General features: G+C 71.2%; 18 protein-coding genes and 2 pseudogenes. 12 read left to right on the top strand and 8 right to left on the bottom strand.

What is annotated here, in order from left to right:
• The first annotated feature begins 57 nt into the window (after positions 1-57).
• Together KV205_RS11690 and KV205_RS11685 are read left to right on the top strand one after the other, a co-directional pair.
• Positions 58-1,461 carry an FAD-binding oxidoreductase gene (locus tag KV205_RS11690; protein WP_265864101.1) on the top strand — a complete coding sequence of 468 codons (1,404 nt, stop codon included), beginning with the start codon at positions 58-60 and terminating at the stop codon, positions 1,459-1,461.
• A 156-nt stretch (positions 1,462-1,617) separates the two neighbouring features.
• Positions 1,618-2,196: a DM13 domain-containing protein gene (locus KV205_RS11685; RefSeq protein ID WP_265864100.1), complete on the top strand. Its 579-nt coding sequence runs from the start codon at positions 1,618-1,620 to the stop codon at positions 2,194-2,196.
• On the opposite strand, the gene KV205_RS11680 is transcribed toward KV205_RS11685, so the two are convergent.
• Positions 2,135-2,725 (bottom strand): MBL fold metallo-hydrolase, encoded by a 591-nt coding sequence (locus tag KV205_RS11680; protein ID WP_265864099.1) that lies wholly within the window; start codon positions 2,723-2,725, stop codon positions 2,135-2,137. The two genes, KV205_RS11685 and KV205_RS11680, sit on opposite strands and share 62 nt — an antisense overlap.
• 85 nt (positions 2,726-2,810) lie before the next feature.
• A pseudogene (locus tag KV205_RS11675) lies at positions 2,811-3,454 on the bottom strand (GlxA family transcriptional regulator); the annotation flags it as partial.
• 516 nt (positions 3,455-3,970) lie between these two features.
• Here KV205_RS11675 and KV205_RS11670 point away from each other — a divergent pair.
• A pseudogene (locus KV205_RS11670) lies at positions 3,971-4,315 on the top strand (hypothetical protein); the annotation flags it as partial.
• A gap of 14 nt (positions 4,316-4,329) precedes the next feature.
• Entirely contained in the window at positions 4,330-4,659 is a 330-nt protein-coding gene (locus tag KV205_RS11665) for a TfoX/Sxy family protein (RefSeq protein ID WP_265864098.1), read from the top strand.
• A 76-nt stretch (positions 4,660-4,735) separates the two neighbouring features.
• Here KV205_RS11665 and KV205_RS11660 read toward each other — a convergent pair whose 3' ends face one another.
• The 4 genes from KV205_RS11660 to KV205_RS11645 form a co-directional block, all read right to left on the bottom strand.
• Positions 4,736-5,032, bottom strand: coding sequence for a hypothetical protein (locus KV205_RS11660; protein WP_265864097.1), 297 nt, complete (start codon positions 5,030-5,032; stop codon positions 4,736-4,738).
• A gap of 319 nt (positions 5,033-5,351) precedes the next feature.
• On the bottom strand, positions 5,352-6,791 hold the full coding sequence (locus KV205_RS11655) for an FAD-binding oxidoreductase (protein ID WP_265864096.1): 1,440 nt from the start codon (positions 6,789-6,791) through the stop codon (positions 5,352-5,354).
• A 2-nt stretch (positions 6,792-6,793) separates the two neighbouring features.
• A complete protein-coding gene (locus tag KV205_RS11650; RefSeq protein ID WP_265864095.1) occupies positions 6,794-7,708 on the bottom strand; it encodes an alpha/beta fold hydrolase in 915 nt (304 codons plus the stop codon).
• Between the two features lie 155 nt (positions 7,709-7,863).
• Complete coding sequence (locus KV205_RS11645) at positions 7,864-9,516, bottom strand: helix-turn-helix transcriptional regulator (protein ID WP_265864094.1); 1,653 nt, start codon at positions 9,514-9,516, stop codon at positions 7,864-7,866.
• 288 nt (positions 9,517-9,804) lie between these two features.
• On the opposite strand from KV205_RS11645, the gene KV205_RS11640 reads away from it, so the two are divergent.
• Positions 9,805-10,338: a hypothetical protein gene (locus KV205_RS11640; protein ID WP_265864093.1), complete on the top strand. Its 534-nt coding sequence runs from the start codon at positions 9,805-9,807 to the stop codon at positions 10,336-10,338.
• A 116-nt stretch (positions 10,339-10,454) separates the two neighbouring features.
• Here KV205_RS11640 and KV205_RS11635 read toward each other — a convergent pair whose 3' ends face one another.
• Positions 10,455-11,171 (bottom strand): flavodoxin family protein, encoded by a 717-nt coding sequence (locus KV205_RS11635; RefSeq protein ID WP_265864092.1) that lies wholly within the window; start codon positions 11,169-11,171, stop codon positions 10,455-10,457.
• A gap of 478 nt (positions 11,172-11,649) precedes the next feature.
• Here KV205_RS11635 and KV205_RS11630 point away from each other — a divergent pair, with 478 nt between their 5' ends.
• From KV205_RS11630 to KV205_RS11600, 7 genes are all read left to right on the top strand, one after another.
• On the top strand, positions 11,650-12,618 hold the full coding sequence (locus tag KV205_RS11630; protein WP_265864091.1) for an acetylxylan esterase: 969 nt from the start codon (positions 11,650-11,652) through the stop codon (positions 12,616-12,618).
• A 452-nt stretch (positions 12,619-13,070) separates the two neighbouring features.
• Positions 13,071-14,072 (top strand): ABC transporter substrate-binding protein, encoded by a 1,002-nt coding sequence (locus KV205_RS11625; RefSeq protein ID WP_265864090.1) that lies wholly within the window; start codon positions 13,071-13,073, stop codon positions 14,070-14,072.
• A 66-nt stretch (positions 14,073-14,138) separates the two neighbouring features.
• Positions 14,139-15,719: a sugar ABC transporter ATP-binding protein gene (locus tag KV205_RS11620; RefSeq protein WP_265864089.1), complete on the top strand. Its 1,581-nt coding sequence runs from the start codon at positions 14,139-14,141 to the stop codon at positions 15,717-15,719.
• Positions 15,716-16,831, top strand: coding sequence for an ABC transporter permease (locus KV205_RS11615; RefSeq protein ID WP_265864088.1), 1,116 nt, complete (start codon positions 15,716-15,718; stop codon positions 16,829-16,831). Before KV205_RS11620 ends, KV205_RS11615 begins: the two co-directional genes overlap by 4 nt.
• Positions 16,828-17,835: a galactofuranose ABC transporter, permease protein YjfF gene (yjfF, locus tag KV205_RS11610; protein ID WP_265864087.1), complete on the top strand. Its 1,008-nt coding sequence runs from the start codon at positions 16,828-16,830 to the stop codon at positions 17,833-17,835. Before KV205_RS11615 ends, yjfF begins: the two co-directional genes overlap by 4 nt.
• Before the next feature lie 147 nt (positions 17,836-17,982).
• A complete protein-coding gene (locus tag KV205_RS11605) occupies positions 17,983-19,059 on the top strand; it encodes an aldose epimerase family protein (RefSeq protein ID WP_265864086.1) in 1,077 nt (358 codons plus the stop codon).
• Between the two features lie 138 nt (positions 19,060-19,197).
• Positions 19,198-20,208 carry a LacI family DNA-binding transcriptional regulator gene (locus KV205_RS11600; protein ID WP_265864445.1) on the top strand — a complete coding sequence of 337 codons (1,011 nt, stop codon included), beginning with the start codon at positions 19,198-19,200 and terminating at the stop codon, positions 20,206-20,208.
• An 85-nt stretch (positions 20,209-20,293) separates the two neighbouring features.
• On the opposite strand, the gene KV205_RS11595 is transcribed toward KV205_RS11600, so the two are convergent.
• A partial coding sequence (locus tag KV205_RS11595; RefSeq protein WP_265864085.1) for an RICIN domain-containing protein occupies positions 20,294-20,767 on the bottom strand: 474 nt, incomplete at its 5' end.

The following is a 20,767-nucleotide window of genomic DNA, read 5'->3' as shown; positions in this document are numbered from 1 at the left end:
TATGGGATGGCGGCTAGCGTGGCAGGAGTAAGCCTCGTCTGCTCCGCGGAGGGCGTTATGGCCAGGCTCACCGATCATGCCGTCGGCTCGCTCAGGGAGCGGATCAGGGGAGACGTCCTCGGGCCGGAGCATCCTGAGTACGACGCCGCCCGCTCCGTGGCCAACGGTGCCATCGACCACCGCCCCGTCCTGCTGGTCCGCTGCGCCGAACCCGCGGATGTCGCCGCCGCACTCTCCTTCGCCCGTGATGAGCACCTCGAGGTGTCGGTGCGCGGCGGGGGCCACAACCCGGCGGGTGCCGCAGTCTGCCCCGACGGGCTGGTCGTCGACCTGACCGCGATGCACACCGTCACGGTCGACCCCCAGGCCCGCACCGCCCGCTGCGGCGGCGGAGCCACCCTCGCGCAGCTCGACGCCGCCACGCAGGCGCACGGCCTCGCCGTGCCGGCCGGCACCATCAGCCACACGGGCGTCGGCGGCCTGACCCTGGGCGGCGGCATGGGCTGGCTCACCCGCCACCACGGACTGACCATCGACAATCTGCTCGGCGCCGAGGTGGTGCTGGCCAACGGCGCCCTGGTGCACGCGTCCGCGGAGGAGAACCCGGACCTGTTCTGGGCGCTGCGCGGCGGCGGCGGGAACTTCGGGGTGGTCACGGCCTTCGAGTTCGGGCTGCACGCGGTGGGACCCGAGGTGCACGTCGGCATCTTCTTCTGGGACATGTCGGTGGGCCGCGAGGCGATGGAACTGATCCGCGAGGTGGTTCCGGCACTGCCACCGAAGCACAGCGTGCTGGTCGGCATCGGGCTGAACGCCCCGCCGGAGCCCTTCGTGCCGGTCGAGCACCGCGGCAAGCTCGGCCACGCGCTGATCATCGGCGGCTTCGGCAGCGCGGAGGAGCATGCCGCCGCGGCCGCCCTGCTGGACGGTGGGCCGCCGAGGCTCTTCGAGATGCGGACCCCGCTGCCCTACACCCAGCTGCAGAGCATGCTCGACGACTCCTCGCCGTACGGGATCCTCGACTACGAGAAGGGGATCCTCATCAAGGAGTTGAGCGACGACGTGATCGCGCTGCTGAACGACTACCTGCAGCGCAAGACCTCGCCGCACACCTTCTGCCCGACCTTCCGGCTGGACGGCGCCTTCACCGAGGTCGACGAGGACGCCACGGCCTACGGAAGCCCGCGCGAACCCGGCTACATGATGGCCCTCACCGCCCTCACCTCCGACCCGGAGGAGCTGGTGGCCGACACCGCCTGGGTCAGGGCGCTGTGGACCGAGCTGCTGCCGCACGCGGTCGGCCCCGGTGGCTACGTCAACTTCATGACCGAGATCGAGGAGGACCGCGTCCGGGCGTCCTACGGGCCGGAGAAGTACCAGCGGCTGGCCCGGATCAAGGCCAAGTACGACCCGGAGAACGTCTTCCACCGGAACGCCAACGTCGCCCCCGTCGCAGCCTGACGCGCCGGATCACCCGACCGTGGACGCGGCACGTCCTGCGAGCCCTGGCCCGATGACGTAAGGCTTTCGTCATCGGGCCAGGGCTGTCCGGCGCGCCTTCGATCGCCTTGGATGGCGGACGAACGCGAACAGTGGACACGGAAGAGGGGGGGCGTCGTGGGGCGCGTCACGAGGAGACAGCGGTGGGGCGCGGGGGTCGTCGTGGGTCTGGCGGTGGTGGTGGCCGGGCTGCTGTGGTTCAAGCCGTGGGCGCTGTGGGTGGACGAGACGGTGAACGAGGCGCTGCCCTCCGCGAACCCGAACCCGAACGCGAACGCGACCTCACCGGCGCCGACGAAGGGTGCGCCGCCCTCCGCGTCGGCCTCCCAGGCACCGTCCGGCCCGGTCACCGTCGCGCAGGGCAGCTTCATCAGTCACGAGCACGCCACGACGGGTGTGGTGAAGGTCGTACGGCTCGCTGACGGCACCCACACGCTCCGCCTCGAGGGCCTGGACACGAGCAACGGCCCCGACCTGCGCGTCTGGCTGAGCGATGCCCCCGTGAAGGAGGGCAAGGCAGGCTGGGGCGTCTTCGACGAGGGGAAGTACGTCAACCTCGCCAAGCTGAAGGGCAACAAGGGCGATCAGAACTACGCACTGCCCGCCGGCCTCGACTGGTCGGCGTACCCGAGCGTCAGCATCTGGTGCGACCGGTTCGACGTCTCCTTCGGCGCCGCGGCGCTCGCCCGCATCTGACACGGGCGTTGTCAGCATCGCCGATTCTGCTGTGTGTTGACGCGGTGGTGTTCTCCGTGCGGACGGGGAGCCGTCCCGCTGCTTCGCGCCGGGAGATGCGTGCCGAGATCCCGTAGTCCGCCAGGTCGGTCTCGCCGGTGACGAGTACGTCGGGTTCGAGGGGTTCCACCTGGAGGTGCAGGTTGCTGTTCCTGGCCATGAGGCGGCCCATCGGTCCGGTGGGCAGGTAGGGCTCGCGGGCCCGGCCGGTGCGGTAGGGGCCGAGGTCGGCGATGTGTCCCGCGACGGGCGCCCCGGTCAGGCGGGGCAGCTCGGCGGCGGAGCCGAAGTGGTCGATGTGGCCGTGGGTGATGACGATCAGCGACACGTCGGTGGGGTCCACCCCGTGGGCGGCGATCCGCTCGTAGATCTTCCGGCCGCTGCCGGGCGTTCCCGCGTCGACGATGACGGGCCGGCGGCCGAGCAGCAGGTACGCGTTGATGTGGTGGCGGCCCATGACCGGGATGGGCGGAACCTTGGTTCGGGACACGGTTCTCTCCTGTGGGCATGACTGTCTTCCGCCGCGCGGTGGTTCGCGAGCGGTGGAGGAGTACGGCGGGGGAGTACGGCGGGGTTCAGCGAAAGCGGCGCCGGTACTGGGCGGGGGTGGTACCGAGACGGCGCCGGAAGGAACGGTGCAGGCTCTCCACGGAGCCGAGGCCGCAGAGCGCGGCGATCTCGGGCAGGCCGTGGTCGCTGTCCTGGAGCTGCCGGCGGGCGGCCTCCAGCCGGACGGACTCGACGTACGCGGCCGGAGTGGTGCCGGTACGCGCGCGGAACAGCCGGGAGAAGTGGCGCACGCTCAGGTGCAGTCGTGCGGCCAGGGCGTCGGCGGAGAGGTCCTCGGTGAGGTGCTCACCGATCCACCCGCGCAGCTCGTCCAGCCGGTCGCCGGGCGCCGCGGGAGGTGCGAGCGGGGCGCTGAACTGACTCTGGCCGCCGGCGCGTTTGACGTACATGACCATCGTGCGGGCGGTGGCCAGGGCGCGTTCCGGGCCGTGGTCCTCGGTGACCATGGCCAGGGCCATGTCCATTCCCGAGGCGATGCCGGCGCAGGTCCACAGGCGGCCTTCCCGGATGAAGATCGGATCCGGATCGGCGGTGACGAGCGGGTGGTCGGCCGCCAGCCGTGCGGCCGTCCGCCAGTGGGTCGTGCGGTACGGCCGTCCAGCAGGCCCGCCGGGGCCAGCAGGTGCGCGCCCGAGCAGATGGATCTGATCGCGCAGGTCAGAGCGCGTCCCTCGGCGGAGACCCGGAAGACGCGGACCGGGCCCTTCTTGAGGATGAACAGCACCTCGGAGGGTTGAGCGGGGGAGTAGAGCAGTTCGCCCTGTAGGCCTTCATGGGGGCCGTGGCGGCGATGACGTCCATCTCCGCCTCGCTCAGGTCCCGGAAGATGTCGATCTCGGAGATGCACCAGGTCTTCTCGGCGTCGTCACCGGTCGGGTTCATGAGGGGGCCCCTCGCGTCGTCCCGGTGCCCACGGCGGGGGCGTTGCTCCCCACGGCGGGCAGGCCAGCGTGTCTGCGCTGTCGGCAAGACAGTAGCCGTCCGGGATGCCGGCCGCGGGTGGGAACCGCTGGGCGAGGTGGCCGAACCCGAGACCGCCGACGAGTCCGGCCGCTGCACCTCACCCTCGACGCTACGAGGACATCACAGGCGGGTATGTGAGCGCGCTTACCTACGTGCCGGTAGGTCCCGCGCATCGACTCCGGTTGCCGGTGCCCGGTCGAGGGCGGCGCTGACGCGAGAGGCCGAAGGAGGCGGCTTCGGGGTCGGTGCCGAGGTGACCCGTACCGCGTACTTCCTGGGCAAGCGGATTGACTATGTGCTGCGCGTCGCCGCCCACGAACCGCCGCGGCTCCTTGACATGGTCTCCGTCGCCGGGCCGATGCCCATGCACGTGACCTACACGTTCGACCCGGACCCGGGCGGCGGCACGCTCGCCCGGATCCGCGTACGGGGTGACGCGTCCGGCCTGTACGGTCTCGCCGCGCCGCTCATGGCGCGCAAGGTGAGATCGTCACTGGTCAAGGACCTGCGGGACCTGGAGCTGCGGCTGGGCGAGCCGCAGGGCTGAGCGCGAGGACAGACATGGCATTCGACGAGGGACTGGCGGAACGGATCCGGGCCCACCTGGGCGTGGACTCCGCCGTCACGGAAAAGCGGATGTTCGGCGGCCTGGCCTTCCTGCACGCCGGCAACATGGCCGTGGGTGTCATCGGCGACGACCTGATGGTCCGCGTCGGCCCCGACGCCACCGACGCCGCCCTCGCGCGCCCCGGGGCAAGGATCTTCGACTTCACCGGCCGCCCCATGCGTGGCTGGGTCGTCGTCGACGCCTCCGTCCTCACCGAGGACGAGGATCTCGCCGAATGGGTCGACCGAGGCCACGCGTTCGCCGCGGGTCTACCGCCCAAGTGAGCGATGCGATCACGACGCGCAGGCACGCCGTCCTCATGAGGCACCTCCCACGGACCGAGCCTGACCCGTCGCGCACTCAGCCGCTGCGAGAGCCTTCCCGGACAGCGACCAGCAGGGCGTATCCGAGAACGCCGTCCGCCACGGCTGTCCGGGCTGCCCACAGGACGGCGGGGGCGGCGTCGAGGTCGATGCCCGCCATGGTGAGCCTGGCGGGTGCGGTCATGCGCAGCAGATTCAGGCCGGCCTCGATCTGGTCGATCATGCGGAGCATCGCCCGGTCGTGGGGCTCGGTGCGCACGGTGCGCAGTCCGGCGGCGGCCAGGAACGCCTTGGCATCCGTGCAGTCGGGAGTAGTCGGCCATGAGTCGGCCACCCTCCGCCGGTGTGAGGCAGGACGCCTACCGCCGCCCTACCGGTGTCCGCGAAGCGTCCGGTCAGGCGCCCCCCGTCCCGCGCGAAGACGAGCCGCGTCGCGCATCGGGCCGCCGCTGTCGAAGACCGCGAGCAGGCCGTCCCGAGCGCCGAATCCCGTCACCGGATCTCGCGCAACCTGCCGGTGTGGACGTCATGGACGAAGCCGCGGACGGCCAGGCGCTTTCTCGGTCGGCCGCGGAGGGCTGCGGTCCGTGTACGCCGCCGCGAAGGCGGCGTACACGTCGAGCCCGTCGTAGACGGCGCTCATCGCTGAGCCTTCATCTGCCCGGCCGGATGTTGCGGTTGACGCGGAAGACGTTGTCCGGGTCGTATTTCGCCTTGATCCGGCGAAGACGCTCGTAGGTGCCCCGGTATGCGTCGGCGGTTCTGGCGTCGTCGTCCTCGGCCAGCTGGAAGTTGACGTAGTTCCCGCCGGTCGAGAAGGGACGGATGCTCTCCCATCCCTTGCGGACGGCGGCCACGGTCCCCTCGCCGTCGGTCCGCGGGGGCCAGACTCCGGAGAAGCCGCTGATGAACCGGGCGTCCCGGTTGCCGACCGCTCCACCGTCGCTGTCGCCGTCGCCGTCGACCTCGTTGAGCGCACCGGCGAGGTGGAAGACGACGGAGAAGGACAGGGGAGAGCAGACCTCCAGCGCCGCGTCGCGGAACACGGGAAGGAACGCGCCCGGCAGGCCGGGGAGGAACTCGGCCTTCCAGTACTGGTTCAGGCCCTTGGGCTCCATCGCGTCGAGCATCGACTGCTGGGCCGCGTACGGCTTCTCGCCGATCAGATCGAAGATCGGCTCTCCCAGGGCACGCAGCGGGGCGAGGTCGGCTTCGGCGTTCGCGCCGCTGTGGCACACGAGCAGTCCGACGACGGGCTTGCGGTGCCACGCGTCCGGGACGAACGGCGCGGGCGGCGCGAGCCGGACGATCGCCACCGCCGTCAGCTCGCGGGGAGCGGACGCGGTGAGTTCCCGGTACGCCGCGAGGACCTCGTCCGCCCGGTCGATACCCCAGGCCGCCAGGCCTCCGGTGATGACGGGGCCGACCTCGTGCAACCGGAAGGTGAAGCGGGTGACGACGCCGAAGTTGCCACCGCCGCCGCGGACCGCCCAGAACAGGTCCGGGTTCTCCACCCGGCTCGCGGTCCTGGTCGCGCCGTCCGCCGTGATGATCTCGACCTCCTCCAGGTTGTCGGCCGCCCAGCCGAACCGGCGGGTCAGGTAGCCGAATCCGCCGCCGAGGGTCAGGCCGGCGACTCCCGTCTCGGACACGAACCCCAGCATCGTCGCCAGACCGTACCGCTGGGTCGCCCCGTCGACGTCCTTCAGCAGGCATCCGGGACCCGCGCGCGCGAGGCGGGCCGCCGGGTCCACGGTGACCTCCTTCATCCGGGACATGTCGAGGGTCAGCCCGCCGTCGGCGAGCGCCGTGCCGGCGATGTTGTGGCCTCCGCCCTTGACGCTCAGCAACAGGCCGTGGTCGGCCGCGAACCGGACGGCCGTGGCCACGTCCTGGGCCGAGACCGGCTGGACGACCAGTGAGGGCTTGGCCGTGACCATGGCGTTCCAGAGCAGGACCGCTTCGTCCCAGCCCTCGTCCCCGGCGATGAGCACCGGCCCGTCGAGCCGGGTGCCGAGCTGTTGGATCTGAGCCGAGGTCAGGCCGACGCGCCCGCCGTCGAGTCCGGTGATCTCGAACGTGCTCGTGCTCATGCTCATGTCCTCTCCTCCTCTCCCGCTGTCTCCAGCGCCGCGCGCAGCGCGTCGAGGAAGGCCTCCGGCTGCTCGGCGGCGGGATCGTCCCGGCAGTCCTCGATGACATGCAGCGGCCAGCCGTACCGGGCGCTCGCCGCCTCCGCCGCCCGCAGCCGTACCTGGAGGTCGTACCGGCCGTGGATCAGGTCGGTGGGAACCCTGATGCCGGTGAGATCGCCGGACGGGATCGGCGGCACGCCGACACGCGGGATGATGCCGCGCATCGCCGCCTGCACGCTCGGTGTACGGGCCCGGTCCAGGGCGTAGTCAAGGAGCGGCTCCCACTGCTCTCCGGCCTGCTCGCCCACCCGCTCCATGTCGAGGAAGCACCGGTCGAACAGGCGATCCCGGCTCTTCGGGGTCGGGCGGGCGACGAAGCCCATCATGGGCACCGCGAAGCTCGGCGCCGGCCGGAACCAGCCCAGACCCATCGTGTCGACCAGGACCAGGTGAGCGAGGCGGTCGCCGTGGCGCACCGCGTACCGGGCGGCGATCGCGCCTCCCAGCAGGTGGCCGACCAGCACGGGCGGCCTCCCCTGGCACGTCTGGTCGATCAGCTCGTCGAGCCAGGTCAGGACCGTGTCGGCGTCGAGTCGGCCGTCGCGCACCTCCGAGGCGCCGTGGCCGGGCAGGTCGGGAACGATCACCCGGTACGTCCTGACCAGATCGGGGATCACGTTGATCCAGACGGCGGCGAACTCGCCCTGGCCGTGCAGCAGCACGACGGGCCGGCCGTCACCGCCTTCCAGGACGGCGGTGGACACCGTCCCCAGCTCCATCCGCCGCTCCGTCACCGGCATCGCGGCGAGAAGCCGGTCGCGCGCCTGCCGACCGGCAGACGTCTCCGCGCGTGTCGCCTTGGTCCGCGTGCTCATCACGGCCTCCTTCCTCCGTGCCCGCCAGGCCCACGGGGCCCGCGGGGCCTGCGAGGCTTCCAAGGAAAGAGTCCGTCTCCGGCGGCGGTGTCCGCATCGGCCGCATCGACCAACTCGGCCGGCATGCGGCGCGTGGGTATTTCTGTGTAGCGGCCTCACCCCTGGACGAGGTCGTGCTCGTAGGCGTACGCGGTGGCGGCGGCCCGCGAGGAGACACCCAGCTTGCTGAACATGTTGCTCACGTGCCGGGCGACCGTCTTGTCGCTGATGACGAGACGGTCCGCGATCTCCCGGTTCGACGCGCCGGTCGCGACCAGGCGGAGCACCTCGACCTCGCGCGGGGTCAGGCCTCCGGGATGCGCGTACGAGGCCGGGCCCGCCCGGTCCATGAGCTGCCGCGCCTCCTCCAGCGCCGGTACCGCGCCGAGCCGCTCGAAGACGCGGTGGGCGGCCTCCAGCTCCATCTCGGCCGTGTCGTGGTCGCCGAGCCGACGGCACGCCCGAGCGAGCTGCACTCGTGCGCGTGCCGTCTCGTACGGAGCGCCGACCTCGTGCCAGGCGACCCACGCACGGCGCAGGGCGGCGCACGCGGCCTCCGGCTCACCCGCGGCGAGGAGCACCGAGCCGTGCGCGTACGCCACCACCGCCCGCAGGTACGGCGAGTCGAAACCGGCGGCGATCTTGCCGAGCTCGTCCACCGCGAGCTGCGCCTCCTCGACGGCCCCGGCGGCGAGCTCGATCTCCACATAGCCGGCCAGCAGCCTGGGCCGCTCCTCCGTCACGCCGGTCTCCCCGAACGTCCGGCGGATCGCGGCGGCGGCGTCGTCCAGGCGCCCCTGGGCCAGCCGGAGCAGGGCCAGGCCGGGCTGCGCCGAGTGCCCCCAGGCGACGGCCTCGCGATAGCAGCTCTCGGCCCGGGAGAACTCTCCGCGCAGCCGGAACAGCTCGGCACGCTGGTACACCGCCATGCCCGTCACCGGGTCACCGGGCGGATCGGACAGGTGCTCGCACGCCTGCCGAACCTCGTCCATGGCGTCGGCCCACTCGCCGTGCAACTGCATGACCTCCGAACGGTGCACCAGGCACTGGCCCCGGTACGGCCTGAGGCCCTGCTGCGCGGCGCACCAGCGGCTCAGGGCCGCCGTCCACTCCCGTACGCGCCCCAGGTCGTAGATCCCGCGGCAGGCGAGGATCACGGCGCAGTAGACGATTCCGGCGACGATGGGCGACACCTCGCCCGTGGTCACCGCCACCATCGTCTCGTCCAGCACCGCCACGCCCTGTGCCGTCCGGCCCTGGGCGATCAGGGCCTGGCCCTGGCCAAGCCTCCCGAGCGCCCGCAGATCGGCGTCGTCGAACCGGTCGGCGATCCCGGCGATCTCCACGAACGCGCGATGTGCCCCCTCGGCATCGCCACCGCCCAGCGCCCGCAACGCCGAGGGAACGCGCAGGTACCCCTGCTCCGCGCAGTCCGGCGCCGCGTCCTCGAGGAGGTTCCCCGCCCGAGCCAGCCACCCGCCACCGCGGGCGTGCTCGCCGCGCAGGACGAGGGTGAGTCCGATCCAGAACGCACACCGCACGGCCGCCGCGGTGTCGCCTCGGTCCAGGAACGCGTGGTGGGCCCGCTCCCAGGCCCCGTCCGCCGCGTCGACGGCGCCGATCAGATACGCCGCGCGCGCCATCCGGTCGAGATCGGCCGCCTCCAGCGGTTCCCGCCGGTCGGCGGCCGACAGGTGCTCGTACGCGTCCCGCCACGCCAGCCGCTCGTACGCCTCGCGGCCCTGCGTACGTGGATCAACGGTGGCCATGACTGCTCCCGTGGGCGGCGAGTCCCCCTGGGCAGCGTATGCGGTGATCTTGAGTCATGCGCGCTGACCGCGGGCTGTCTCCCGCCGCGGCGAGCTGTCCCAGGGTGCTCCCCTTCGGGCCGGTCCAGGTGGCAGGGGCGCCGCCCCGGCGACGTACGCTGCGCGGTGACCAGAACCCTCTGGCTGTTCCCTCCGCGCACACGACGGGCACTGCACGAACCGCCGTACGGGCGACCCCTGCCCGCGTGTGCATCGCTGACTCGCGCCGGCGTTCGCCATTCTGACGGGATGACAGACGAGACGGGTGACCGACTGCAGACCTCCGCGCGCGGGTGGCTGACCCTTCAGCTCGCCGTGCTGGGCTTCGCCGGGCTGTGCGGGGCGCTCAAGAGCGGCGGCACGGGCGGATCGGGCGCCCCGCGCGCCGTGGAGGCGGTGGCCGGGGTGCTGGTGCTGCCCGCTCTCGGTGTCGCGTGCGCGGCCACGTACCTCGTGGCGCGGATCGCCTGGCCGGTGCGTACGCCGCCGCCGACCGCGGACGTGGTGCGGACCGGGCGGCGGCTCCACCTCGGCATCGGTCTCACCTTCCTCGCCGTGCTCCTGGTCGCCGTCGCGGCCAGCACGGCGTGGTGGCCGGAGGAAAGGCCCTCGAAGGCGGGGGCACTGGTCGAGGTCTCCACCGCCTCAGGCACCTGGTGCGGCACCTTGCGGGCGAGTGGCGGCGGCGCCCTGGGCCTGGAGGTCGCGGACGCCGGGCAGCCCGTGGACATTCCCCTGGGGGAGGTGGCGGCGCTCCGGCCGGTCGGCACCTGCGGCTCGTAGGCACGGGCCGCCGTGCCGGACCCGATCGCGCGAGCGCGGGCAGGGGGCGAGACGCGTGCCGGCCTGCTCGGCCCAGTGGTCGGCTCGGCGGTCGCCGGCGCGGTCGCACTCGGCGTTCAGCGGTGCTCGGGGTTCTCGAAGTCGAAGCGGCAGCCGGCGTCCCACTCGGAGCGCTGGTTGCCGTGGGCCGGGATGCCGTCGGCGTCCTTGAGCATGCGGGCCAGGTGGAGCTGGTTCCACGTCATGAAGGTGGTGTTGCGGTTGGTGAAGTCGTTTTCCGGGCCACCCGAGCCCTCGTCCAGGTATGACGGGCCCGGCCCGGCCGGGCCGACCCAGCCGGCGTCGGCCTGCGGCGGGATCACGTATCCGAGGTGCTGGAGGCTGTAGAGGACGTTCATCGCGCAGTGCTTGGCGCCGTCCTCGTTGCCGGTGATCAAGCAACCCCCGACCCGCCCGTAATATGCGTACTGGCCACGGTCGTTGAGGATGGACGAGCAGGCGTACAGGCGCTCGATCACCTTCTTCATGACCGAGGAGTTGTCACCCAGCCACACAGGTCCGGCCAAGGTGAGGATGTCCGCGGCCATCACCTGCGAGTAGATCACCGGCCACTCGTCGGTCTCCCAGCCGTGCTCGGTCATGTCCGGCCACACGCCGGTCGCGAGGTCGAGATCCACGGCCCGCAGCACTTCGACCTCGACGCCCTGGCGCTCCATGATGCCGGTGCTGACGTCGATCAGTCCCTGCGTGTGGCTGCGCTCAGGCGACCGCTTGAGCGTGCAGTTGATCACCAGCGCACGGAGATCACGGTAGGACGTGGCGGCGTCGGTCATCGATGCATCCCTTTGCGAACGAGTGGGCGGTCGGACGGCCGACCACGCCCGGCTGCCGACGTCGGTAGGGCCCCGGGTTGGTCCGGCCGGAAATCCCGTCCACTGTCTCGCCTCGTCGAGCGGAATGACCGAACGCCGCGCCAACGGCAGCGAAGTCGGCTCCCGATCACCCGCGTGGCCCGCACCGATGACAGGATCGCCGGCTTCACCGCGGTGGCGCCCGCGCGTGACGAGGGTGCCCGCGGCACCGGGGGCGCGGCCGCTGTGGTGCTGCCGGGTGCCGGGCCCTACCGCCGTACGCCGCACGGCTCGGCGACACCCGCAGACCGAGCGCGAGCGCGAGCGGGACGGAGCGGACGCCGGGTCCGAGTGGGCGGGTACGCCGTGCGCGTACGGGGTGATCCGGGAGGTCTGGTGGGCTGTGCACGCTCCCACGTACGGTGTGATCGGTCGTACCACCTACCGAAGGCGGTCCCGCATGGCCCTGTTCGACCTCCCCCTCGACGAACTCCGCGAGTATCACAGCGACTCGGTCGCCCCCGGGGACTTCGATGCCTTCTGGGCCAAGACGCTTCAGGAGGCACGCGAGTTCGACCTGGACGCCCGCTTCGAGCCGGTCGACGCAGGACTGTCGACAGTCCGGGTGTACGACGTGACGTTTGCCGGGTTCGGCGGTCACCCGGTGAAGGGCTGGCTGCGGCTGCCGGCCGATGCCGAGGAACCGGTGCCGCTGGTCGTGGAGTTCATGGGTTACGGCGGCGGGCGCGGTCTTCCCCACGAGGACCTGACGTGGGCGTCCAGCGGCCGGGCGCACTTCGTGATGGACACCCGGGGGCAGGGCAGCGTCTGGGGCGGCGGTGGCGGCACGGCCGACCCGGTGGGCAGCGCTCCGGCGTACCCCGGCTTCATGACCCGGGGCATCGACGCCCCGGAGAACTACTACTACCGGCGTGTGTTCACCGATGCCGTACGTGCGGTGGAGGCGGCACGCTCGCACTCGCTGACGGACGCCTCGCGGACCGTGGCGCTCGGCGGGAGTCAGGGCGGCGGCATCACCATCGCGGTGGGCGGTCTGGTGCCGGACCTGGTGGCGGTGGCGCCGGACGTGCCGTTCCTGTGCGACTTCCCCCGTGCCACGATGCTGACGGACCGACACCCGTACCGCGAGGTCGGCCTCTACCTCAGGACGCACCGCGGCCGTACCGAGGACGCCCTGCGCACGCTGTCGTACTTCGACGGCGTCCACTTCGCCGCCCGCGGTCGTGCGCCCGCGCTGTTCTCGGCGGCGCTGGAGGACCAGACCTGCCCGCCGTCGACCGTCTTCGCGGCGTTCAACGCCTGGGGCGGCGCCGACAAGGCCATCGAGGTCTACGACTTCAACGACCACGAGGGCGGCGGCCCGTACCACGAGGCCGCCAAGCTGCGCTGGTTGCGGTCGTACGCCTGACGCTTCGGGCGCGCTACGTGAACTGGCGGCGATGAACCGCGCGCTCAGGCACCGGTGGAGCATAGGTGTTAACGCTCACAATTTCTGGGTGTCGACTCTCCGCGTCACGCTGCCCTGTCGAGCCGGCCACTCTGGTACAGCCCAGGTCGCAGGGGGCCCGGAGACTCAAGATCCGTCGTTAACTGCCTGTTTCTCCGGACTTCGTGGGCCTCTCCGCGCCCCATGGCCGGCCCACTCCTGCGTATCAAGAACGTGTAACGGTCGTACGAGCCCTTGAGTAACTGCTCTGTTAGCGCTCACAATGTGTCGCGTTCGCCAGCTCACCGACCGTCGGGGCCGACGCTTCGTCCTGCCTCGCCCGGCTCAACCACCCCTGCGCAGCCACCCTTCACGGTGCCCATCGCCTTCAGGGCTCCGCCTGGTACGACGCACGTCCCGAGAGGAACCACGACATGGCCCACAGAGCCCTCCGCGTCATCGCCGCCGCCGCCCTGGCCGGCAGTGTGTTGACCGCCTGTACCACCGAGCCCGCGGCCACCGGCAGTCCCGGCGGCACCGGCAAGGGCTCCTCCGACGGCAAGCTGGTGCTCGGGTTCGCTCAGGTAGGAGCCGAGAGCGGGTGGCGCACCGCCAACACCAAGTCCGTACGCGAGGCGGCCGAGAAGGCTGGCATCACGCTGAAGTTCTCCGACGCGCAGCAGAAGCAGGAGAACCAGATCAAGGCGATCCGCACCTTCATCCAGCAGAAGGTGGACGTCATCGCCTTCTCGCCGGTGGTGGAGTCCGGCTGGGACACCGTCCTGAAGGAGGCCAAGAACGCCGGCATCCCCGTGATCCTCACCGACCGCGCCGTCGACTCGAAGGACACCTCCCTCTACCGGACCTTCCTCGGCTCCGACTTCGTCAAGGAGGGGCAGGAGGCCGGCAAGTGGCTCGTGAAGGAGTACGAGGGAACCTCGGCGCCCGTCAATGTCGTCGAGCTCCAGGGCACCACCGGCTCCGCCCCCGCCAACGACCGCAAGGCCGGCTTCGCCGACGTCATCAAGGGCGAGCCCAAATTCAAGGTCGTCGCCTCCCAGACCGGGGACTTCACGCGCGCCAAGGGCAAGGAGGTCATGCAGGCCTTCCTCAAGTCCCACGAGGACATCGACGTCCTGTACGCCCACAACGACGACATGGCCCTGGGCGCCATCCAGGCCATCGAGGAGGCGGGCAAGAAGCCGGGCGTCGACATCAAGGTGATCTCCGTCGACGGCATCAAGGACGCCTTCGTCGCCATGCAGGAGAAGAAGATCAACGTGGTGGTCGAGTGCAACCCGCTCCTCGGCGACCAGCTCATGGAACTCGCCAAGAAGGTCGCGGCGGGGGAGAACGTTCCGCAGCGGGTCGAGGTCAAGGAGGGCGTCTTCACCCAGGACCAGGCCGCGGCCGCCCTGCCCGGCCGCCAGTACTGACCGACGCCCGCACCGGATCGGGGGCGGCTCTCGCGCCGCCCCCGATCCCTCAGGAGAGGAGGGCGGATGGCAGCCCCACCCACACCCCGCACACCCCCACCCACACCCCGCACGCCCCCACCCGCCGACCGGCCGGTCCTGGAGGCCCGCGGCATCCGCAAGGCCTTCCCCGGCGTCCTCGCCCTCGACGGCGTGGACCTGCGCCTCTTCCCGGGCGAGGTCCACGCGCTGATGGGTGAGAACGGCGCCGGCAAGTCGACCCTCATCAAGGTGCTCACCGGGGTCCACCCGCCCGCCGCGGGAACGGTCTCCGTCGACGGCGCCCCTCAGCGGTTCGCCGAACCACTGGAAGCACAGCACGCCGGAATCAGCACGGTCTACCAGGAGGTGAACCTGTGCCCCAACCTCTCCGTCGCCGAGAACATCCTCATCGGCCGTGAACCCCGGCGCCTGGGACTCGTCCACTGGTCGGCCCTCCACCGGCGCGCGGCACAGCTCATCACCGAGTTGGAACTCGACCTCGACGTCCGCCTGCCGCTGAGCGCGCACTCCATCGCCGTCCAGCAGCTCGTCGCGATCGTGCGTGCCGTGGACATCCAGGCGAAGGTGCTCGTCCTGGACGAGCCCACCTCCAGCCTCGACCGGGACGAAGTCGCCCAGCTGTTCGCCCTGATACGCCGGCTGCGCGACCGGGGCGTCGCGATCCTCTTCGTCACCCACTTCCTCGACCAGGTCTTCGACCTGTGCGACCGGGTGACCGTCCTGCGGAACGGCCACCTCGAAGGCGAGTACCGGATCGACGAGCTGACACCCGTCACCCTCGTACACCGCATGGTCGGCAGCGAACTGCGCACCCTCGACGAACTCGCGGAGACGTCGCACACCGGCACCGCCGCCCCCGCCCCCGCGGACACCCCCTTCCTGAGCGCCCGCGGACTCACCCGGGCCGGTGCCGTCCAGCCGTACGACCTGGACATCCACCGCGGCGAGGTCATCGGCCTGGCCGGGCTCCTCGGCTCCGGACGCACCGAGGCGGCCCGGCTGCTCTTCGGCGCCGACCACGCCGACGGAGGAGAGCTCCGGATCGACGGCGAACGCACCGCCCTGCGATCGCCCCGCGCCGCGATCGCCCACAAGATCGCCTTCTGCTCGGAGAACCGCAAGGCGGAGGGCCTGATCGGCGAACTCACGGTCCGCGAGAACATCGTGCTCGCCCTGCAAGCCGCACGCGGCTGGACCAAACCGCTCTCCCGCACCCGACAGGACGAGATCGCCGCCCGGTGGACCGAGGTCCTCGACATCCGCCCGGCCGATCCCGAGGCCCAGGTCCGCAACCTCAGCGGAGGCAACCAGCAGAAGGTGCTGCTCGCGCGGTGGCTGCTCACCGACCCCGAGCTGCTGATCCTGGACGAACCCACCCGGGGCATCGACATCGGAGCCAAGACGGAGATCCAGAAACTGGTCACCCGGCTGGCCGCGGAAGGCACCGCGGTTCTCTTCATCTCCGCCGAACTCGAGGAAGTGCTGCGGCTGAGCCACCGCGTGGGTGTCCTGCGCGATCACCGGCTTGTCGCCACCCTTCCCAACGACCCGACCCTGACGCCCGACCGGATCCTGGGCACCATCGCCACCGGAGCCACCTCATGACACCACCTGACGACACCGGCGCCGGAGGGCGTCCGGCCCGGGCGCCCGGCGCCCGGCAGCTCACCGAACACCGCCTCTTCTGGCCCGCCGCCGTCCTGGCAGCCCTGCTGCTGGGGAACCTCGCGCTCACCCACGACTTCTTCGCCGTCCGCGTCCAGAACGGACACCTGTACGGCAGCCTGATCGACATCCTCCAGTTCGGCGCCCCGCTGGTCCTGGTGTCGCTCGGCATGACGCTGGTCATCGCGACCCGGGGCATCGACCTCTCGGTCGGCTCGACGGTCGCCATCGCCGGAGCCCTCGCGTGCGAGCACATCGCCACCGCGAAGGACCCCGGAAGTCTGCCCACCGTCCTGTCGGCGATCGCGGTGGCGGTCGGCGTGGCCGCCGCGATCGGACTGCTTAACGGCCTCCTCGTCGCCCGGCTCGGCGTCCAGCCCATCGTCGCCACGCTGGTCCTCATGGTCGCGGGCCGGGGCGTGGCCCAGCTGATCACCGACGGCCAGATCATCAGCGTGTCCAGCAGCGCCTACAAGATGATCGGCGGCGGCTACTGGCTCACCCTCCCCTTCGCCGTCCTCCTCGCCGCGGCCCTCGTCGCCGTCACCTCCCTCGTCACCCGGCGGACCGCGCTCGGCATGCTCATCGAATCGGTGGGCGGCAATCCGGTCGCGAGCCGACTCGTCGGCATCCGGGCAGCCGGTCTCCTGGTCATGGTCTACGTCGTCAGCGCCGTGTGCGCCGCGGTGGCCGGCCTGATGATCAGCTCCAACGTCTCCAGCGCCGACGGCAACAACGCGGGCCTGTGGATCGAGCTGGACGCCATCCTCGCCGTGGTCGTCGGCGGCACCGCCCTCACGGGCGGCCGCTTCTCCCTCGGAGGGACGGTCCTGGGCGCGCTGATCATCCAGACCCTCTCGACCACGATCTACACCCTCGGCGTACCGCCCGAGACCACCCTCGTCTTCAAGGCCCTGGTCGTCATCGTCGTGTGTCTCGTCCAGTCGCCCGAGTTCCGCGCGCGACTCTCGCGCCGTCGCCGACCGGCCGCCCCGGGCCAGGCCCCCGCGGCCGGCGACGTGGGAGCCCGCCAGCAGGAGGTCCACCCGTGAGCACCACCCTCAGCTCCCTCACCGGGCCGCTCCAGCGGTTCTCGGCACGGCATGCCACCCGGCTGCCGCTCGTGGTGACCGCCACTCTGCTGATCGTGATGTTCTCGATCGGCTCCCTTCAGTACGAAGGCTTCTTCTCCGCGCAGGTCCTGCTCAACGTCCTGATCGACAACAGCTTCCTGCTCGTCGTGGCGATCGGCATGACGTTCGTCATCCTCACCGGTGGAATCGACCTTTCCGTCGGTTCCATGGTGGCCTTGTCGACCATGCTGACGGCCTGGCTCGTCGAACGGAACGGCGTGCCGCTCGCCCTGGCGGTGCCGCTGGTCCTGCTGGTGGGAGCCGGAGGCGGCGCCCTCATGGGCTGGGTGATCCACGCCTTCCAGATCCAGCCCTTCATCGTCACCCTCGCGGGCATGTTCCTCGCCCGCGGCCTCTGCTACATGATCAGCACGGAGTCCATCTCCCTCACCGACCCGACGACCACGCGGATCGCCCAGACGCGAGTGCTCCTGCCAGGGGGGCTGTTCGTCTCACCCGCCGTGGTCATCGCCCTGGTCGTGCTGGCGCTCGCCTTCGTCGTCCTCCACCACACCCGCTTCGGCCGCACCGTCTACGCCCTGGGCGGCAACGAGTCCTCGGCCCGTCTCATGGGCCTGCCCGTGGGACGCACCAAGATCGCGGTGTACGCCGTGAGCGGCCTGTGCTCCGCCCTCGGCGGCCTGCTGCTGACCTTCTACATGCTGTCGGGCTACGCCCTGCACGCCGTCGGCATGGAACTCGACGCCATCGCGGCCGCGGTCATCGGAGGGACGCTGCTCACCGGAGGCTCCGGCTTCGTCCTGGGAACCGCGCTGGGCGTGACGGTCCTCGGCCTGATCCAGACCATCATCAGCTTCCAGGGCACGCTCAGCTCGTGGTGGACGCGCATCGTCATCGGGGGCCTGTTGTTCGTCTTCATCCTCCTCCAACGGCTCTTCGGCGGCTCCCGCCCGGTGCGCTAGACCTCCCGGGCAGGCCCGATCCCGGGCAGACCGCTCACCGCCGAGCACTCACCACCGACACTCGCCACCGACCACCACGATCACGGCCGGGAAAGCAGTCTTCAACCTCCTTTCCCGGCTGTGCCGCACTCCGGACAAGGAACTTCCATGACCGCGTCCTCCCTTCCGCCTTTCACCGGCGGCCCACCGGTCTGCCACACCGGCACGGATGCCGGGCAACGATGGACCTTCGGCTTTCCCGGCGGACTCACGGCAGAGGTGCACACCCGCGGCGCCCGCCTCCACGGACTGTGGGTGCCGGACCGGCACGGCACACCGGCCGACGTCGTCCTCGCTCCCCGCGACCCGGCTCGGACGGCTGCCGCCCGGTACTTCGGAGCCACCGTCGGCCGCTACGCCAACCGCATCGCACGAGGCCGGTTCTCCCTGGACGGGAAGACGTACCAGCTGACCACACAGGAGAACGGCCACTGCCTGCACGGCGGAACCGACGGCTTCGACACCCGGCTCTGGGAAGCCGAAAGCGTGCACACCCCGGAGTGGACCGGTGTGCTCCTGCGCCTCCGTAGCCCCGACGGCGACCAGGGATTCCCGGGAAACCTGGACGTGACCGTCAGCTGCCTCATCGGCCGCGACAGCGAACTCTCCTTCTCCTACGCGGCGGTCACCGACGCGGCCACCCTGGTCAACCTGACCAACCACGCCTACTTCAACCTCGAAGGCGAGGGCGCCGGCGACATCCTCGACCATCAACTGGCCGTCCACGCCGACCACTACACACCGGTCGACGAGGAACTCATCCCCTACGGGGACCACCGCCCCGTCGCCGGCACCGCGTTCGACCTCCGCCGGCCGCTCAGGATCGCCGAGGCCCAGGCCCGGCCCGGGGCGGGCGGCGGGTACGACCACAACTTCGTACTGAGCCCGCACGGCGACGACGACACGCTCCGCCGGGCCGCCGTCCTCCACGCACCGTCCACGGGCCGCCGCATGGAGGTGCTGACCACGGAGCCCGGGCTCCAGGTCTACACCGCGGGGCAGTTCGACGGAACGGTCCTGGGCAAGAGCGGTACCCCCTACCGGACGGGCGCCGGCATCGCGCTGGAGACCCAGCACTTCCCCGACTCCCCGAACCGCCCCGGTGACCCGTCCACGGTGCTGCGACCCGGCGAGGAGTACCGGTCGAGGACGGTCCTCCGGTTCAGGTCGAAGGAGGGCTGTTAGCGCTCACAAGGGCGTGTTACGAGAGGCGATAAGGTTTTTCTCGTATCGATGCACAGCCGCGATGTCGATACGCAGTCGCGATCAGGGAGAGGGGAGGCGAACGTGGGGCATCCCGCGGAAGAGGTCCGCCCGCCGACGATGGCCGATGTCGCTCGGGAGGCGGGGGTCTCTCATCAGACGGTCTCCCGGGTGCTGAGTGGTCATCCCAACGTGCGTGCGGCCACGCGTGAGCAGGTGACCGTGGCGATCGAGCGGCTGGGCTACCGCCGTAACTCCGCGGCCCGCGCTCTGGTGACGCGCCGGACGCGGACGCTGGGTGTCATCGCGGTCAACACCGCCCTGTACGGTCCGGCCAGCACGATGACGGGTCTGCAGGAGGCGGCGCGGGAGCAGGGCTATCTGGTCTCCACGGTGAGTCTGCGCACCGGGGCGGGGCAGGCGCTGAAGGATGCCATCGACCACCTCGCGGCCTGGGGTGTGGAGGGGGTCGTCGCCATCACTCCGCAGCGCTCGCACGTGCAGGCGCTCGCCGAGCTGGACGCGCCCTTTCCCGTGGTCACGGTGGAGGGCGGTCATCAGCTCGATCTGCCCGGTGTCTCCCTGGATCAGGAGCGCGGTGCCCGTATGGTCACGGAGCATCTGCTCGCCGCCGGGCACCGCACGGTGTGGCACGTGGCCGGGCCCGAGGACTGGCTGGAGAGCGAGGCCCGCACCGCGGGCTGGCGCGCGGTCCTGGAGGACAGCGGTATCCGGCCCCCGCGCGTGCTGGCCGGTGACTGGAGCCCGCTGTCGGGGTACCGGGCGGGGCAGGAGCTCGCGGGGCTCGCCCTGGCCCGCCGGGGCGCGGCGCCGGTCACGGCCGTCTTCGTCGCCAACGACCAGATGGCGCTCGGTGTCCTGCGGGCACTGCGCGAGGTCGGCATCCGCACCCCCGCCCAGGTGGCCGTCGCCGGCTTCGACGACATCCCCGAGGCCGAGTACTTCCCCCCGCCGCTGACCACCGTCCGCCAGGACTTCGCCACCATCGGACGCCGCAGCATCGGACTCCTCGTGGACCACATCGAAGGCCGCGCCCGCAAGGCCGAACACCTCCTGGTGGAACCACAGCTCATCATGCGCGCCAGCACCCGCCCCCCGGGCGACGCCTGACACGGCGGCCGGCTGCCTGTCCCCGAGGAGGGGAGCCAGGATCAGCCTGGCTCCCCTCAAGGGCGCGGGATGTCGCCGCAGCAGATCAGGTGCGGGTCCAGCGCTGGTTGGTGCCGCCCGAGCAGGAGTAGAGCTGGATCTGGGTGCCGTTGGCGGTGCCGGCCCCGACCGCGTCGAGGCAGAGGCCGGACTGGACGCCGACGATGGATCCGTCGGAGTTGAGGCGCCACTTCTGGTTGTCGCCGCCCCAGCAGCTGTAGATCTGGACCTTGGTGCCGTTGCCGGTGCCGGCGGCGTCCAGGCACTTGTTGCCGTAGACCCTGAGCTCACCGGCGCTGGTGGACGTCCACTGCTGGTTGGCGTTGCCGTTGCAGTCCCACAACTGGACCTGCGTGCCGTCGGTCGTACTGGCGCTCGGCACGTCCAGGCAGCGGCCCGAGGCGACGCCCTTGATCTGTCCGGAGCCGGGCGACGGGGTCGGAGTGGGAGTGGGAGTGGGTGTGGGGGAGGCGGTGTTGAGTGCGTTGAGGACGGCGGTGTAGGCGGGCTTCTTGCTGCC

Origin of the sequence: Streptomyces sp. SKN60 (assembly GCF_026236535.1) — a bacterium.
In the GTDB taxonomy this organism is placed as follows: domain Bacteria; phylum Actinomycetota; class Actinomycetes; order Streptomycetales; family Streptomycetaceae; genus Streptomyces.
The sequence above is the reverse complement of the archived record's forward strand: the minus strand, read 5'-3'. Positions and strand labels throughout refer to the sequence as shown.

What these genes read in the sequence shown, in the direction of transcription:
- KV205_RS11690 (WP_265864101.1), top strand. Translation starts at nt 58, where the DNA reads ATGGCCAGGCTCACCGATCATGCCGTCGGCTCGCTCAGGGAGCGGATC.
- KV205_RS11665 (WP_265864098.1), top strand. Translation starts at nt 4,330, where the DNA reads ATGGCATTCGACGAGGGACTGGCGGAACGGATCCGGGCCCACCTGGGC.
- KV205_RS11655 (WP_265864096.1), bottom strand. Translation starts at nt 6,791, where the DNA reads ATGAGCACGAGCACGTTCGAGATCACCGGACTCGACGGCGGGCGCGTC.
- KV205_RS11650 (WP_265864095.1), bottom strand. Translation starts at nt 7,708, where the DNA reads ATGAGCACGCGGACCAAGGCGACACGCGCGGAGACGTCTGCCGGTCGG.
- KV205_RS11645 (WP_265864094.1), bottom strand. Translation starts at nt 9,516, where the DNA reads ATGGCCACCGTTGATCCACGTACGCAGGGCCGCGAGGCGTACGAGCGG.
- KV205_RS11640 (WP_265864093.1), top strand. Translation starts at nt 9,805, where the DNA reads ATGACAGACGAGACGGGTGACCGACTGCAGACCTCCGCGCGCGGGTGG.
- KV205_RS11635 (WP_265864092.1), bottom strand. Translation starts at nt 11,171, where the DNA reads ATGACCGACGCCGCCACGTCCTACCGTGATCTCCGTGCGCTGGTGATC.
- KV205_RS11630 (WP_265864091.1), top strand. Translation starts at nt 11,650, where the DNA reads ATGGCCCTGTTCGACCTCCCCCTCGACGAACTCCGCGAGTATCACAGC.
- KV205_RS11625 (WP_265864090.1), top strand. Translation starts at nt 13,071, where the DNA reads ATGGCCCACAGAGCCCTCCGCGTCATCGCCGCCGCCGCCCTGGCCGGC.
- KV205_RS11620 (WP_265864089.1), top strand. Translation starts at nt 14,139, where the DNA reads ATGGCAGCCCCACCCACACCCCGCACACCCCCACCCACACCCCGCACG.
- KV205_RS11615 (WP_265864088.1), top strand. Translation starts at nt 15,716, where the DNA reads ATGACACCACCTGACGACACCGGCGCCGGAGGGCGTCCGGCCCGGGCG.
- KV205_RS11605 (WP_265864086.1), top strand. Translation starts at nt 17,983, where the DNA reads ATGACCGCGTCCTCCCTTCCGCCTTTCACCGGCGGCCCACCGGTCTGC.
- KV205_RS11600 (WP_265864445.1), top strand. Translation starts at nt 19,198, where the DNA reads ATGGCCGATGTCGCTCGGGAGGCGGGGGTCTCTCATCAGACGGTCTCC.